Source organism: Pseudomonas sp. 8_5_2, from assembly GCF_059295255.1.
Genome location: NZ_CM181238.1, coordinates 4,468,355 through 4,483,900, shown reverse-complemented (window position 1 = coordinate 4,483,900; position 15,546 = coordinate 4,468,355). Strand labels below are relative to the sequence as shown.

Genomic DNA, 15,546 nt, shown 5'->3' with positions numbered 1-15,546 from the left:
ATGCGGTCGGGGTGGGAGCTGGCTTGCCGTGGCGACGAACCGCGGCGATGGGCTGCGCAGCAGCCCCATTAGCTTTAACTGACTGGCATTAGCCGCATTAGCGGCCCTTTTTTTGCGGCCTGCATGCCGGGCATGAAAAAGCGGCGCTTCCCGAGGGGGAGGCGCCGCTTTTCATTGGGGGGATCAGAAGTCGTAGCGCAGGTTCAGCGTCGCGTTTCTTGGTGCGCCGTAGTGGCCGTAGTTGCCGGCCAGGCCCGCGTAGTACTTCTTGTCGAACAGGTTTTCCACATTCAGCGTGGCGGCCAGGTGCTCGCTGATCTTGTAGCGGGCCATCAGGCTGGTCACGGCGTAGTCTTCCTGGGCGATACGCGTGTTGTAACGGGTGGCCACTGACTGCTTGGAGTTCCAGTTAACGCCGCCACCGACGGTCAGGCGCTCCCACTCGCCCGGCAGGCGGTAAGTGGTCCACAGGCGGAATGTATCCAGCGGCAGTTGAGTGGTCAGGCGGGTGCCATTGGCATCCTCCGTGCGGGAGTGGCTATAGCCAGTATGCAGCTCCAGCCCGCGGGCCACTTCGCCGGACAATTCAAGGTCGAAGCCCTTGGTTTCTGCTCCGCTGACTGCGCGATAGGCGGTGGAGTTGGGTACGCCGGGGACAGCGAAACCTACGTCTTCTTCTGCAAGGTTGTCACGCTTGATCAGGTAGATCGCAGCGCTGGCATTCAGGCGGCCATTGTAGAACTCACCTTTCCAGCCCATTTCATAGTTTTGCCCGATAACCGGGTCAAGCACTTTACCGGTTCGGTCGCGGCTGGTCTGGGGCTTGAAGATATCGGTATAGCTGGCATACACCGATTGTTCGTCCGTCAGGTCGTAGATCAGGCCCGCATAAGGTGTTACCTCGCCGCGCTCCTGCAAATGGGTGGGGTTACCGGTGCCTGTGGTCAACACGACCTGGTCGGAGTCGGATCGATAACTGGTAGTGCGGGCACCAAGGATCATGTGCAGATCATCGGTGAAGTTGAGCCGGGTAGCGATGAAGTAACCGGTCTGGCGGATGAACAGGTCATAGTCCAGCAGCGGCGAATAACTGCCAGGCTGCGGCAAGCGGTTACCCCAGTTGTAGAAGTTGGCATCCACCGCCCCGGCCGTACCGGTGAAGTGGTTGTTCTCGTAATCCATGTAATCGAACCCGGTGACCAGCTCGTGGGTCTGGCCGAAGAGCTGGAACGGGCCCTGCAGGGTGACGTTGACGCCACGTTGTACCTGATGGGCATCCACCTCCAGGCGATCGAATGAGGCGTTGCCAGTGGCCTGGTCGAGGGTGGATACACCCGCGCCGGTACGATAGAACGCCGACAGCGAGTCGCGATCAACGTCCATGTAGTTGCCGGCCACTTTCAGCTGCCAGCCATTGCCAAGCTCCTGGTCCAGGCCAAAGGAGTAGTTCTTGGTGGTGTAGTCTTCGTACATCCAGCGTGGGCCGGAACTGGTGGAACGAGAGAAATGGGTGGGCTGGCCGTTGCTGAAGAACAACGGTACGCCCGGAGCGCCGTTGGCGTCGTAAGTCTGGTAATCCATGCCGAAACGCACGGTCGTGGTATCGGTGAGGTCTGCTTCCAGCACGCCGTACACCAGGTCGCGGTCCTGGCTGTACCAGTCCATGTAGCTCTGGTTGCTTTGCTTGGCTGCCACCAGGCGGCCACGCAGTTTGCCGCTTTCGATCAGCGGGCCGGAGACATCGGCCTCGGTGCGGTAGTAGTCCCATGAGCCGACACCGGCCTGCACATACGACTGGAACTCGCGCGTAGGGCGCTTGCGCACCATGTTGACCACACCGTTGGGTTCGCCGGCACCCGTCATCAGGCCAGTGGCGCCGCGGACGATTTCTATGCGGTCGAACATGGCCATGTCCATCAGCGTATTGGGCATGTTACGCGTCAGGTAGTCTTGTGTGGTATTCACGCCATCGAGCTGGTACGTGCTGATTTCCGAGCCGCGCGAGTAAATGTGAAAACGCTCGCCACCGTCCTGGGACATGGTGATGCCCGGGTTCTGCTTCAACACGTCGGTGATGCTTGCCAAGTGTTGGTCGTCCATCTGCTGGCGGGTGACAACGCTGATGCTCTGCGGCGTTTCGCGGATAGACAGATTCATGCGAGTGGCGGTGCTGGTGACGCCAGTGGTATAGGAACCCGTGCCTTCGGTAGTGGCCCCAAGGCCCATGCTATTGACGTTGGTCGCCGAAAGCTCGACCTGGCCGTCCTTTGCGGCTGAACTCGCCGTGACGGTGACCGTGTCGCCGTCGATCTGATAGCGCAGGCCGCTGCCCCCCAGCAGGATACGCAGCGACGAGGCGAGGTCGTGACGCCCCTTCAGCGTAGCGGAGCGGACCCCGCTGATATCTTCCGGGCTATACAGCAACTGGGTATCGGTCTGCTTGGCCAGCGCCTGCAACGCCGAGTTCATCGACTGCGCAGGAATATCCAGGGTCCATTCCTGCGCCTGCACCTGGGCAACCAGCGCCCCGGACAGGGCCATGCCCAGGCCAATGCGCGACAACGCGCGCTGTGGGCGAAGGGAATGACGGATCAGTAACGCTTTGGCAAGCGGGTTGAGCGGGCCGGGCAAGGACTTGGACATCTATTGCGGTCTCGTTGGCAGAGGGTTTTTTTCTATGTCAGCTATGGGACGCAGCACCTGCAAAAAACCGGAACGATTCTTATTGGCGATTTTTTTGTCGGCGCTGCGTTAACCGCGTCACAACTTCACAGTTCGCGTGCTACGCGAAAACCGAGGAAGTCGCCGCGGGTGGTCTTGAGGCGGTCGTTGCGGTTGGCCGAGCGCGAGAAGATCGGCGGCTCGCCCCAGTCGTTGCCACGCATGTGCGCGCGGATGCACTTGGGGTCCTGGATCCAGGCACTGCCGTCGGCGGGGGCGCCTTGATAGCTTTCGTGGTAGCAGTCGGCAACCCACTCGTAGACGTTGCCGTGCATGTCGTACATGCCAAAGGCATTGGCCGGATAGCTGCCCACCGGGGCGGTGTAGGTGTAGCCATCGCGTGGGCCGTAGGTGTTGGCGTGCTTGCTGATCTCGTACTTGCCCGGCTCGTCGAAGGGGAAGGGGAACGCACCGGTGGAACCGCCGCGGGCGGCGTATTCGCGTTCGGCTTCGCTGACCATGCGGTAGGGCTTGCCGGTGGTTTTCGCCAGCCACCGGGTGTAGGCCTGCACTTCGTCGTAGTCGACGCACACCGCTGGCTGGCGGGGGCCTTGCTGGTAGCTTGGCTTGCTGGCTTCGCACCAGCGGCCGGGGCGGTCGTCGCCACTTTTGATCACGGTGCCGGTGGCCTTGATGTAGGCATCCAGCTCGCCGGCGGTGACCTGGTAGCGGCTCATGGCGAAGGGCTTGGCGAAGGTCACGGTGTGCAAAGGGCCTTCGTCGGGCTGGCGGCCGACTTCGTCGTCGGGCGCGCCCATCACATAGCTGCCGGCGGGCAGCACGACCATTTCCGGGCAGTTTTTGCAGTCCTTGAACACGTCGCCTGGTTTGGCGGCATGGGCGTAGGCGCTGACCAGCAGCAGGCAGGTGATCTGGGCTGGCCGGTAGAGCCAGGTGGATACGTTCATGAGTGATCCTCGAATCGGGTGAATGCGTGCTGCGTTTCGCATTCAGACGAGACGGGGCGGTGAAAAATTAACCAGGGGGCGATGCGCTGCAGCCTGTGCGGGGCTCGCGGTAAAGCCGATGGCAGCAGTTGCCAGGCCCGATACACCGGGCTATAGTCCAGCCCATTGTTCTCTTCCTGAAGACTTGTTCATGCCAGCCAGCCCTTCCACCACAAGCTTTGCCATCGCGCCAGTCGCGGGCATGGTCGTGCGTGGCAGCCAGCAGCCGGTCATGATCAGTCACTACCCACCACCTGTCAGTGGCGTCGTAGGCGGCGTAGCTCCGCCTGCTTGCGTGGTCGTGCTGGGCTGATCGGCTTTAGGCCGCACCCCTTCGCACACGCAACCTACTGAACACGGTCGGCTACTTCCCACGCTGAAGCGCACGCCGTCCGTTTGGCTTTTTCGCCTAGCATCAGGTGGCAATACATGTCTGTCATTACCAAAGCATCCGTGGCCTCGGCGGCCACTACCAGCCTGTTCGTCCTGCTGTGGAGCAGCGGCGCAATCGTCTCCAAACTGGGCCTGGCACACGCCAGCCCGTTCGCCTTCCTGCTGTTGCGCTCGGCACTGGCCCTGACCGGCCTGCTGCTGATCGGGCCGCTGCTGGGCCTGCGCTGGCCGCGCAGCCGCGGGGCCATGCTGCGGGCACTGGGCACCGGGTGTGTGCTGCTGGGCGCCTACCAGATCTTTTACCTGCTGGCGCTCAATACCCATGTCACCCCCGGCGTGATGGCCACGGTGATGGGGGTGCAACCGATCCTTACCGTGGTGCTGATGGAACGCCAGCGTTCCTGGAGCCGGTTGTTCGGCCTGGGGCTGGGGCTGGGTGGCTTGATCATGGTGGTGTACCAGGGCATCAACCTGGGCGGGGTATCGCTGGCGGGCATGCTGTTTGCCTTGCTGGCGCTGGCCAGCATGACCTTTGGTTCGATCCTGCAGAAACGCATTACCGACAACCCGATGGGCACGCTGCCGCTGCAGTACCTGGCGGGCTTTGCCATGTGCGCTGTGTTCGCACCGCTGCAGCCGCTGCATGTCGAGTGGACCGGCGGCTTCATCGGCGCGCTGCTGTGGATGGGGCTGGTGGTTTCGCTGCTGGCGACCTTGCTGCTGTACCGGCTTATCGCCAAGGGCAACCTGGTCAATGTCACCAGCCTGTTCTACCTGGTGCCGGCGGTGACGGCGGTGATGGACCTGCTGATCTTCGGTAACCGCCTGGCACCGCTCAGCCTGCTGGGCATGGGGCTGATCGTGGTGGGCCTGCTGTTCGTGTTCCGCAAGCCCGCTGCGCGCTTGGCCGAGGCGTAAGCGCTAGCGGAATTCTTCGGGGATGGTGTGGCGCAGCACGCCTTCCTCGAAGTCCAGCAGGCCGGCTTCGCGCTGGGTGAGCAGGTAGTAGAGCAGGGTATCGAGCGAACGCAGCGACGGCACCTCGACCGCCAGCATCTTCACTGCCGGCTCGGTTTCACAGGCGCAGCCGAAATCGAGCAAGGCTGCACGTACCTGGTCGAGGGTTTCCGGTGGCCTGACCACAACCCGGAACACCGAGCTGCCACTGCTGCTGCGCAGTTCATCGAACCAGGTTTCGCCAGCTTCTTCACGGGTGCCGATGAGGTCGCCCGGGGCTATGCCGTAGACATGAAAGGGAATGCTGTCGACGCTGTATCCGCCTTCCACGGCCTTGGCCCACAACCCCTCGACCGAGGCGGGCGGGTAGCCGTTCGGGTCCTGTTCCAGGCGGAACAGGACTTTTTTATATGCGCTGTCCATCGTTTACCCCGCGTCAGTTGCGTGCCGGGCGCAGCACCAGCCACAACGCTGCAGCAATCAGCAGGCCGCCGTACAGGTGTGCCAGCGACAATGGTTCGTCCAGCAGCCATGCCCCCCACAATACGCCGAATACCGGAATCAGGAAGGTCACCGTGCTGGCCTTGACCGGGCCGATTTCTTCCAGCAGGCGGAAGTAGAGGATGTAGGCGAACGCCGTGCACAGCAGGCCCAGGCCCAGCAGCGACGACCAGACCTGCCAGCCACCCCAGCTGGCCGGTGGCTGGCTGATGGCGCTCCAGGCGAACAGCGGGCTCAGCAGCAGCGTGGCGCCCATCATGCTGCCCAACGCCGAGAGGCGGCTGTCGAGGCCGCTGACCCAGCGACGGGCAAGGAACCCGGCAAAGCCGTAGCAGGTGGTGGCCGCCAGGCAGGCGAGGGCGCCTTGCACCAGGGCCATGTCCAGCGCCACCGGGCCGGCGCCGCTGAGGATGCCGACGCCGAACAGGCCGAGGAAGATGCCGCAGAGCTTGGCCAGGGTCATCGGCTCGCGGAAGAACAGCACGCCGACCAGCACGCCCATCAGCGGTGTGGTGGCGTTGAAGATCGCCGAATACCCCGCCGGCAGCACCTGCGCGGCCACCGAGTAGAAAGTGGCCGGGATACCGGAGTTGATCATGCCCAGCACCAGGCAGGCGCCAAGCTTGCCCTGGAAGTCCCAGCGCACGCGGGCGGCGGCGACGATGGCGACCAGGCCCAGGCAGGCGATGGAGACACGGAAGAACGCGGTCGGCACCGTGCCCAGCTCGGGTGCGATGATGCGCATGAACAGGAAACTCGCCCCCCAGACGGCGGCAAGTGTCAGCAGGCGGGCTAGGGCGATGGGGCTCACAACGGTCTCCGGAGGCAGGGCAGGGGCGCGAGTGTACGCCAGGGGGCGGTGCGATTCTTGTGCTTTCTTGCGCTGTAAACCTGTACCGGCCCATTCGCGGATGAATCGGACCACCGCACCGCCGCTCCTGCTTGCAGGAGATTGCCCAGCCCACAGGTCTCTGCTAAATCAGTCAGTTATGTGCAGTTCAATGTGAGATTGCCCAGCCCAGTGGGAGCGGGTTCACCCGCGAATGCGGTGGCGGCGACAACGGTGAATGCCCAAGGATATTGGCCGGCAGGTCCGGCCTCTTCGCGGCGGTTCGACGCCTCGATGAACCCGCTCCCACAGGGGCCCTGCTAAATCAGTCAGTTATGTGCAGTCAATGTGAGATTGCCCAGCCCAGTGGGAGCGGGTTCACCCGCGAATGCGGTGGCGGCGGCGACAGTGAATGCCCAAGGATATTGGCCGGCAGGTCCGGCCTCTTCGCGGGTAAACCCGCTCCCACCGGGTCCATCCCTGATAAATCAGTCAGTTATGTGCAGTCAATGTGAGATTGCCCAGCCCGTGTGGGAGCGGGTTCACCCGCGAATGCGGTGGCGGCGACAACGGTGAATGCCCAAGGATATTGGTCGGCAGGTCCGGCCGCTTCGCGGGTAAACCCGCTCCCACAGGGTCCATCCCTGCTAAATCAGTAGTTATGTGCAGTCAATGTGAGATTGCCCAGCCCAGTGGGAGCGGGTTCACCCGCGAATGCGGTGGCGGCGGCGACAGTGAATGCCCAAGGATATTGGCCGGCAGGTCCGGCCTCTTCGCGGGTAAACCCGCTCCCACCGGGTCCATCCCTGATAAATCAGTCAGTTATGTGCAGTCAATGTGAGATTGCCCAGCCCGTGTGGGAGCGGGTTCACCCGCGAATGCGGTGGCGGCGACAACGGTGAATGCCCAAGGATATTGGTCGGCAGGTCCGGCCTCTTCGCGGGTAAACCCGCTCCCACAGGGTCCATCCCTGCTAAATCAGTAGTTATGTGCAGTCAATGTGAGATTGCCCAGCCCAGTGGGAGCGGGTTCACCCGCGAATGCGGTGGCGGCGACAACGGTGAATGCCCAAGGATATTGGCCGGCAGGTCCGGCCTCTTCGCGGCGGTTCGACGCCTCGATGAACCCGCTCCCACAGGGGCCCTGCTAAATCAGTAGTTATGTGCAGTCAATGTGAGATTGCCCAGCCCAGTGGGAGCGGGTTCACCCGCGAATGCGGTGGCGGCGGCGACAGTGAATGCCCAAGGATATTGGCCGGCAGGTCCGGCCTCTTCGCGGGTAAACCCGCTCCCACAGGGGCCCTGCTAAATCAGTAGTTATGTGCAGTCAATGTGAGATTGCCCAGCCCAGTGGGAGCGGGTTAACCCGCGAATGCGGTGGCGGCGACAACAGTGAATGCCCAAGGATATTGGCCGGCAGGTCCGGCCTCTTCGCGGGTAAACCCGCTCCCACAGGGGCCCTGCTAGATCAGTCAGTTATGTGCAGTTCAATGTGAGATTGCCCAGCCCAGTGGGAGCGGGTTCACCCGCGAATGCGGTGGCGGCGACAACGGTGAATGCCCAAGGATATTGGCCGGCAGGTCCGGCCTCTTCGCGGCGGTACGACGCCTCGATGAACCCGCTCCCACAGGGTCCCTGCTAAATCAGTAGTTATGTGCAGTCAATGTGAGATTGCCCAGCCCAGTGGGAGCGGGTTCACCCGCGAATGCGGTGGCGGCGGCGACAGTGAATGCCCAAGGATATTGGCCGGCAGGTCCGGCCTCTTCGCGGGTAAACCCGCTCCCACAGGGTCCCTGCTAAACCAGTGAGTCATGTGCAGTTCTATGAGAGAGGGTTTACCGAGGCGTCGAACCGCCGCGAATGGGCCGGCACAGGCACCGCATTTCAAACAGGCCGACTAAGCTGTGTAACTCACCCCCATCGAGGTTTCCGGCATGCCCCAACCCTGGCCCGCTGTCGAAATCGCCCGCACCATCCTCGCCGGCTTCGACGACTACCGCGACCACTTCCAGCGCATCACCCTTGGTGCCCGCCAGCGCTTCGAGCAGGCGCGCTGGCAGGCTATCCAGCAGGCCTCCGCCGCGCGCATCAACCTCTATGAAGAAAAGGTCGCCGAGGTCAACGGCTGGCTGCGCCAGGCCTTTGCCGCAGAGGTGCTGCTGGACGTGGAGCAGTGGCCGTTGGTGAAAAACGCCTACATCCAGCTGATCGACCCGCGGCTGGACGACGAGCTGGCCGAGACCTGGTACAACTCGCTGTTCTGCAGCCTGTTCAGCCACGACCTGATCAGCGATGGCAGCATGTTCATCCACACCACCCGGCCGTCCATGCGTGGCCGTGAGCGCGCTGCGCAAACCCGCACCTATCGGCCTGAAGGTGGCATCAAGGGGTTGCTGCGGGCGGTGTTCGACGATTACCCGTTCGATACGCCCTACGGCGACCTGGACGGCGACCTTGCACGCCTGGAAGAGCAACTGCGCGATTGCCTGCCGGACTGGGTGTGCAAGGACCCGGCCCTGGCCGTGGAGCTGTTCGTGCCGGTGCTGTACCGCAACAAGGGCGCCTACCTGGTGGGCCGCCTGTACAACGGCGACGAGCAATGGCCGCTGGCAATTGCCCTGCTGCACCGCGAGGGCCACGGCATCGAGGCTGATGCGCTGATCACCGACGAGGCCGAGGTCTCGATCATCTTCTCGTTCACCCGCTCCTACTTCATGGCCGATGTGCCGGTGCCGGCGGAGTTCGTCAATTTCCTCAAGCGCATTCTGCCGGGCAAGCACATTGCCGAGCTGTACACCTCGATCGGCTTCTACAAGCAGGGCAAGTCGGAGTTCTACCGGGCGCTGATCAACCACCTGGCCAGCAGCGACGACCGCTTCGTCATGGCGCCCGGGGTGCGCGGCATGGTCATGAGCGTGTTCACCCTGCCGGGCTTCAACACCGTGTTCAAGATCATCAAGGACCGCTTTTCGCCGTCCAAGACCGTCGACCGCGCCACGGTTATCGACAAGTACCGGCTGGTGAAAAGCGTCGACCGGGTAGGGCGTCTGGCCGATACCCAGGAGTTTGCCGATTTTCGCTTTCCGCGCAGCAAGTTCGAGCCGGAGTGCCTGGCCGAGTTGCTGGAGGTGGCACCGTCGACGGTGGCGCTGGAGGGCGATACGGTGCTGATCCGCCACTGCTGGACCGAGCGGCGCATGACGCCGTTGAACCTGTACCTGGAACACGCCAGCGAAGCCCAGGTGCTGGAGGCGCTGGAGGACTATGGGTTGGCGATCAAGCAATTGGCGGCGGCGAATATCTTCCCTGGCGACATGCTGCTGAAAAACTTCGGCGTTACCCGGCATGGCCGCGTGGTGTTCTACGACTATGACGAAATCTGCTTCCTGACCGAGGTGAACTTCCGCCATATACCGCCGCCACGTTACCCGGAAGACGAAATGTCGGGTGAGCCGTGGTACTCGATCGGGCCGCACGACGTATTCCCCGAGGAGTTTCCGCCGTTTCTGTTTGCCGATATCGGCCAACGGCGGTTGTTCAGCCGTTTGCATGGAGAGTTGTATGACGCGGATTACTGGAAGGGGCTGCAGGCGGCGATTCGCGAGGGCAAGGTGATCGATGTGTTCCCCTATCGGCGCAAAGGCAGGTAGTTGCCACGCCAGCACCGCCGGCCCTGCGTCGATCGGGTAAACCCGCCCAAACAGGGCAGGTTTACCGTGGGTCAGATATACGGCGCCTCATACGCATTCAACTGTTCCACAAACCGCCAATGGCTTTTCTTCCCGAACCCCATCAACCGTTTCAAGCGGATATCCCAGCGCATGTGGTGATTGGCAATCCACGGCAAGGCAAACAGGTGCGCCCCACGCCACGGTATGAACGGGTTACGCCGCAGGCTGGCGTAAATCTCTACCCGGTGGCTGGCCTGGTGGCTGGCACAGCGGGCATGGAAGCCCGAGGTGTCCGCCACCACCAGGGTATTGGCCGGCACGGCAAAGCGCCGTGGCGGCGGCAGGCCGAGGGCGGCCAGGTCGGGCTCGTCGATGCGGAACGACCCTTCGCGGTGCATCCGCTCGACAGACCGCGCCGCCCCCAGGCTTTGCCGGTATTCCCACGCCAGCCGCTCCGGCGTCAGCCGATGCGACCCCGGCACATAACTGAACGGCCCCTGGTCATCCTCCACATCATCCAGGAACAACCAGGCCTTGGCCGTGGGGTGGAAGGTGTCGGCATGCAGCCGGGTCTGCGGGTCCTGGTCGGCATTGGCCGCGTCAATCACGATCGACTGCAACTGATAGGTAATGCCACCGGTATTGGACGACGCATAGGCAATCAGGTTTCGCACACCCTTGTCCGCCACAAACGCAGCACTGGCCGGGTTACACGCCAACACATCCTGGTCCAGGCTTACCCGGCGCGTTACCGCGCGGCCCTGGCGCATTTCCCAGCCAGTGCTGCGCAAGGCGCCCAGCTCGGCGCGCAATGCCGCAAACTGTTCGGCGGGCAGGGCGTTTTCACGGATGAAAAAACCGTTCTGCTCAAAATGCTCGCGCTCACCGGCATCCAGCCGCGAGGCCAGTGCCTGGCGGCGGTAGCCGGCCATGGCCATCGCCAGCTGGCGACGCTGTACATGCAAACCCAGCGCGTTCAGCCGGGCACTGCCCAGCACCGGGTTGTTCTCGAACGACTTGGCATGGGTAGCCAACTGCAAGCAATGCCAGGGGAGCGCCGCGTAACGGCCGATGTCCTTGATCGATACAGGCATGTTCTAGTCCTTTGATGGGGCCAGTGGCCGGCCGCAGCCGAGCATGGTCCGGGTATAGTTGAGCAACGGCGCCAATCGCTTGTTTGCCGCGCGCGCCGGGTGTGGCGCGCTGAGGCAGGCGAGGGCGTGCCAGGCATCGCAGGGCAAGTCTTGCTGGACGTCGGCATAGCGCGCATAGCGCAGCAGGGCGCCGGCTACCAACTGGTCCAGGGTCAGGCGCCGGGTTCGGCGCGGCAGTGGCTGGTGGTCCTCGGTCAGGCCCCAGCCGGCATAAAACGGCGTACCGTAGGTGACAACCGGCACACCGCGCAGCAAGGCCTCGAAACCGGCAGTGGAACTGAGCGTATGCAACGCATCGACCTGGCCATACAGGCCGGCGATGTCCACCCCGGCCAGCACCTGGTCCGCCAGCCCCACCAGTTGGGCGGGTGCCACCTGGCCCCGGCGCTTGCCGGCCTCTACGTCCGGGTGCGGCTTGTACAGCACCCAGGCATCCGGCAGCTGCGCCCGCACCTGTTGCAGCAAGCGCAGGTTGCACCCGGCACCGCCGCCGCTGCACAGCGCCGAGGCATCGTCCTCTACCTGGCCCACCACCAGTACCCGCAGCTGGCCCGGTTGCCCCAGCAGCGCGGGCCGCGCGTTGCTGCGCAGGTTGAACTTGCTGGCACCGCTGGCCACGATCTGCGCCCGCAGGCTTGCAGCCTCGGCCAGGGTTGCGGCATCGAAGGTGTCATGCTGCAGCAGTTGCTCCAGGTCGCTGGCAGACTGCGCATCGTAATGAATGCCACCCCGGTCCAGTACCAGCGACAGCGCCGGGCTGTTGCTGGCGCCCAGCCCCGTGGAGCGCAAAAAACCATCCTCGACCCGCCACAGCGGCACACCGGCCTGGCGCGCACGTTCGGCAAGGCCGGCCGGCTCGCGTGCCGCCCACACCAGCAGCCGGCCCTGTTCGGCGGCTACCTGCTGTACCAGCTGCGGCGTGTCCAGCGCAAAACGCAGCTGCCCCCAGCGGCTGGCAAAAAAGCGTCGGATATTGTGCTGCTTGTGCCGCTTCACCCCCAGCACCGTGGTCGGGCCGGCAAACCCGGCATCGCGGGCCTTCTTGCGGGCCAGCTGACGGGCAACGGTCAAGGCATCGGTCAGCTGGCCGGTCAACGGGTCCACATAGCGGCAATAGCGCACATAAGCCGCAGCCACCAGCTGCACCAGGTCTGGCCGGGCCTGGCGGCGGGGGATGGCCATGCGGTCATCGGTCAGCCCCCAGCCCGCATAGAACGGCAGCCCGAAACAGGTCACCGGCACACCCTGGATCAACGCCTCCAGCCCCGCCTGGCTGGTGCCCACGTACACCCGCCGGGCACGCCGCGCCAGCGACGCCCAGGCCACCGGCCGTGACTCCAGCGCTACCCCACGCGCCTGCGCCGCTGCCAGCAGGCAACTGGGCTTCTGCCCGCCCAGGCAGTCGGGGTGAATGCGCACGCGCACGTCGGCGCCGGGGTTTTCGGCCAGCGCCACATCCAGCATGCGCACATAGTCGGCCTCGCACAGCCCGCCGCCCGGGATCGAATAGTCCCCGGCCGTCTGGTCCACCACCAGCACCAACGGCCGCTCGCGGCCCAGCGGGTCGTCTGCGGGCAAGTCCTGGGCGTTGTTGTATTTACCGATGCCGCTGCTGCGCATCAAATCGATCAGTTCGCGGGCGCAGCCCAGCTCGTAGTCGCTGAGGGCCTCGGGCTGCTGCAGAATGTTTTCCAGCAGCGAAGGGCGGTCTGCCAGGTAGTGAATACCCACCGGGTCGACCACCATCGACATCGGCGTGTCGCCCTCGATGCCCAGCGAGGAAGACCGCAGAAAACCGTCCTCCAGCGCAATGTAAGGCAGCCCCCAGCGCTGGCACAGCACCCGGGCCTGGGCCGACGATTGCTTGTAGCCGATACCGGCAATGGCCTTCAGCCCCTTGGGCGCCTTGCGCCCGCGCCGCCACAGCCAGAAGGGCGGGCCTTCCGGGCCGAGAAACTGCGGCAGGTGCAGCACCTTCCAGGCCACCCATTGCGACATGATGCCGACCCAGCCGGTGCCGTCTACCAACGCCTGCGGGGGCGTGAACTGGCCGATGTTGACGGGCAAGTCAGCGCTCATGGCAACCACCGCATATAAAGGGCTGCACAGGCCTTGTGGGAGCGGGCATGCCCGCGAAGCAGGCGCCACCGTGGCTGGCAGCGGCGCAGCCGGGGTTCGCGGGCCAAGCCTGCCCCCACAGCCTCAAGGCAGCTGGTTGTTCCATAATGTGCATTACACCGCCCGCCACATGTTGCGCACCGGTGGAAACGGCACCCAGCGCTTGCGGCGCGGGGCAAAGCCGTTGTGCAGGTACAGCCGTTGCGCCCGAGGGTTGTTCAGCGGCACCTCCAGCTCGACCTGGGTAAAACCCTGGCCCGCAGCATGCGCACAGCACGCCTGCACCAACGCCGCCCCCACGCCTTGCTGGCGGGCAGCCTTGCTCACCCGCAGCCCGTACAGCAGGAACGGGTAGCGCCATTCACGCAGCTCGCTCAGGCAAAAGCCGGCAAAGCGCACCCCGCCAGCCAGCACGCCGAACTCCCGAATGAACGGCCGCCAGCGCAAGGCAAACGGCCCACGCTTGCCATGTTTGAACGCGGCAAAGCCCAGCACCTGCTCGCCGTCGAAGGCCAGCAGTACACGGTCCCAGTTGATGGCCGCGCCCAGCAGGCGATAACGGCACGCCGTATCGCCGATCAGAAACGCCAGCGAGCCCCGCCCCTCGGCCAGCAAGCGGGCCAGGGCAGGGGCTGCGGCACGCTCCGGCGCCAGGTCCGATCCCAGAACGATGTGCACCACCTTGTCAGGCTACCCCGGCGCTGGCAGCCGGCGCATGCCGGCCTTGTGCAGGCGCCTGGGCATGGGTGCAGGCATGGCCGAGCAAGGTACTGGACAACTGCTGTACCGCCAGTGCACTGGCACGGCAGCCCGGTTGGTGGCGGTTGGACCAGATCAGGTAGTCGGTGTCACCCGCGGGTGCGCCGATTGCCTGGTACACCCCAGGCAAGATCGGCACATGGTCACCATAGAAGCACAGCAGCGCCTCGTTCGGCCGGGCCATCAGCGTTTCGCGCAGCATGCCCAGCATGCGGTCGGCATTACAGATATGCCGCACATAAGGGCCCAGGTCCTGCATGCCCGGTTGCAGCGGGCGGTCGAACCAGGCGGGCAGCTCGTGCGCGGCCGCGCTTTCCAGGTGCAGCGGGCCGTGGTTTTCCATGGTTACCGCATGGATGAACAGCGGCTGGGTACGGCCTGGCGCCTGCAGCAGTTCGCGAATCTTTTCCGCCACCGCGCAATCACCAATGAACGGCCCGGCCTTTTGCGAAGCGTCGAACGCCTTTACATCGATAAACTCGTCAAAGCCCAGCGCCGGCAGCACCTTGTTGCGCCCATAAAAGCCGCCATCGTAGGGGTGAATGCAGACAGTGCGGTAACCCTGCGCCTTGAGCGTGGAGGCGATGCTGGGCAGGCCCTGACGGGCCAGCACGCGGTACGGGTTGAAGCGGTGCACCCCCAGCCGGCCCGTGGGGATACCGGTCAGGTAGGCGAACTCGGTACGCACCGTATTAGCGCCCCAGGCCGCGACCTGCAGCTTGCCCCGGGCCAGCGCCTGGCTGGCCAGCAGGTCGTACTGGTCGAGCACCTGCGGGCGCACGCCCGGCCACAGGTCGCGCACATCGAAGAACGACTCGCTCTGTACCGAGACCAGGTCCGGCAGCGATGTGGGCTGGCCAAAGCCCGATGCAGCAGCGGCCTTCGCCGGCGAAGAGGCCGGCACAGGCTCACCCGCAAACGGCGACCCCAACCCCGCCCGGTCGACCGGCGCCCGCGCCGCCCAGAAGTACCGCCATAAACTGGCCGCCAACCCCCAGGCACGCACATCCCGCTCGGCATCAAAGCTCGGCTGCACCTGCCGACGGCCCAAACGCAACAGCCCCAGCCCCACCGCCAGCGGCAGCAGCGCCGCAAGCCGCGCACCCGGCACCTCGAAGCTCAGCCCCGCCCACAGGTAAACAAGAAAGCCCACCGCCAGCAACGCCGCCTTGCCGAAACCGAAAAACGGCAGGTACAAGCGCGGAAACTTCACTGCATCGCTGAAATATTCAAAGTCTGCACACACAAACGGCTCGCGCAGCGAGTGATACTTCGAGTTGCTCACCAGCACGATCAACAGCCACAGCAGCAGCAGGTTCACGCCACTGAACAACGGCCGCGCCGTCAGCGCATACAGCAGCCCAAGCCCCACGCACCACAGCCCCGCATGCAGCATCCAGCAGTCGGCCGGGCGGCGCAGGGCAGGGCGGGGCACCAGCAGGCGCTCGACGCCAACGGTCAGCGCCAGGCCACCCAGGGCAACCGGCAACAAGGAAA

At 64.4% G+C, this 15,546-nt stretch carries 11 protein-coding genes; 3 read left to right on the top strand and 8 right to left on the bottom strand.

Annotated features, from left to right (window positions below; all coding sequences use genetic code 11):
• Positions 1-183: 183 nt before the first annotated feature.
• Complete coding sequence (locus AC5O5R_RS20585) at positions 184-2,643, bottom strand: TonB-dependent siderophore receptor (protein ID WP_172286525.1); 2,460 nt, start codon at positions 2,641-2,643, stop codon at positions 184-186.
• Positions 2,644-2,768: 125 nt separating this feature from the next.
• Entirely contained in the window at positions 2,769-3,629 is an 861-nt protein-coding gene (pvdO, locus tag AC5O5R_RS20580) for a dihydropyoverdine dehydrogenase (protein WP_494514713.1), read from the bottom strand.
• A gap of 190 nt (positions 3,630-3,819) precedes the next feature.
• Here pvdO and AC5O5R_RS20575 point away from each other — a divergent pair, with 190 nt between their 5' ends.
• The gene (locus tag AC5O5R_RS20575) at positions 3,820-3,981 is read left to right on the top strand and encodes a hypothetical protein (protein ID WP_172225539.1); all 162 of its coding nucleotides are present in this window, start codon (positions 3,820-3,822) and stop codon (positions 3,979-3,981) included.
• Positions 3,982-4,097: 116 nt separating this feature from the next.
• Positions 4,098-4,979 carry a DMT family transporter gene (locus tag AC5O5R_RS20570; RefSeq protein WP_494514712.1) on the top strand — a complete coding sequence of 294 codons (882 nt, stop codon included), beginning with the start codon at positions 4,098-4,100 and terminating at the stop codon, positions 4,977-4,979.
• 3 nt (positions 4,980-4,982) lie between these two features.
• Here the strand turns inward: AC5O5R_RS20570 and AC5O5R_RS20565 are convergent, their stop codons facing one another.
• Complete coding sequence (locus AC5O5R_RS20565; protein ID WP_494514711.1) at positions 4,983-5,441, bottom strand: DUF4265 domain-containing protein; 459 nt, start codon at positions 5,439-5,441, stop codon at positions 4,983-4,985.
• A gap of 13 nt (positions 5,442-5,454) precedes the next feature.
• Entirely contained in the window at positions 5,455-6,330 is an 876-nt protein-coding gene (locus AC5O5R_RS20560; protein ID WP_172286522.1) for a DMT family transporter, read from the bottom strand.
• A gap of 1,951 nt (positions 6,331-8,281) precedes the next feature.
• Here AC5O5R_RS20560 and aceK point away from each other — a divergent pair.
• On the top strand, positions 8,282-9,997 hold the full coding sequence (gene aceK, locus AC5O5R_RS20555; RefSeq protein ID WP_494514710.1) for a bifunctional isocitrate dehydrogenase kinase/phosphatase: 1,716 nt from the start codon (positions 8,282-8,284) through the stop codon (positions 9,995-9,997).
• 71 nt (positions 9,998-10,068) lie between these two features.
• Here the strand turns inward: aceK and AC5O5R_RS20550 are convergent, their stop codons facing one another.
• The 4 genes from AC5O5R_RS20550 to AC5O5R_RS20535 form a co-directional block, all read right to left on the bottom strand.
• A complete protein-coding gene (locus tag AC5O5R_RS20550) occupies positions 10,069-11,112 on the bottom strand; it encodes a phytanoyl-CoA dioxygenase family protein (RefSeq protein WP_172225524.1) in 1,044 nt (347 codons plus the stop codon).
• A 3-nt stretch (positions 11,113-11,115) separates the two neighbouring features.
• Positions 11,116-13,251 carry a capsule polysaccharide biogenesis protein gene (locus tag AC5O5R_RS20545; RefSeq protein WP_494514709.1) on the bottom strand — a complete coding sequence of 712 codons (2,136 nt, stop codon included), beginning with the start codon at positions 13,249-13,251 and terminating at the stop codon, positions 11,116-11,118.
• A gap of 153 nt (positions 13,252-13,404) precedes the next feature.
• Positions 13,405-13,971: a GNAT family N-acetyltransferase gene (locus AC5O5R_RS20540; RefSeq protein WP_494511506.1), complete on the bottom strand. Its 567-nt coding sequence runs from the start codon at positions 13,969-13,971 to the stop codon at positions 13,405-13,407.
• 4 nt (positions 13,972-13,975) lie between these two features.
• Positions 13,976-15,541 carry an LTA synthase family protein gene (locus AC5O5R_RS20535; protein ID WP_494515476.1) on the bottom strand — a complete coding sequence of 522 codons (1,566 nt, stop codon included), beginning with the start codon at positions 15,539-15,541 and terminating at the stop codon, positions 13,976-13,978.
• Positions 15,542-15,546: the final 5 nt, after the last annotated feature.

Coding starts and splice junctions, on each gene's coding strand:
- AC5O5R_RS20550 (WP_172225524.1), bottom strand. CDS start 11,112: ATGCCTGTATCGATCAAGGACATCGGCCGTTACGCGGCGCTCCCCTGG.
- AC5O5R_RS20545 (WP_494514709.1), bottom strand. CDS start 13,251: ATGAGCGCTGACTTGCCCGTCAACATCGGCCAGTTCACGCCCCCGCAG.
- pvdO (WP_494514713.1), bottom strand. CDS start 3,629: ATGAACGTATCCACCTGGCTCTACCGGCCAGCCCAGATCACCTGCCTG.
- AC5O5R_RS20570 (WP_494514712.1), top strand. CDS start 4,098: ATGTCTGTCATTACCAAAGCATCCGTGGCCTCGGCGGCCACTACCAGC.
- aceK (WP_494514710.1), top strand. CDS start 8,282: ATGCCCCAACCCTGGCCCGCTGTCGAAATCGCCCGCACCATCCTCGCC.
- AC5O5R_RS20585 (WP_172286525.1), bottom strand. CDS start 2,643: ATGTCCAAGTCCTTGCCCGGCCCGCTCAACCCGCTTGCCAAAGCGTTA.
- AC5O5R_RS20575 (WP_172225539.1), top strand. CDS start 3,820: ATGCCAGCCAGCCCTTCCACCACAAGCTTTGCCATCGCGCCAGTCGCG.
- AC5O5R_RS20565 (WP_494514711.1), bottom strand. CDS start 5,441: ATGGACAGCGCATATAAAAAAGTCCTGTTCCGCCTGGAACAGGACCCG.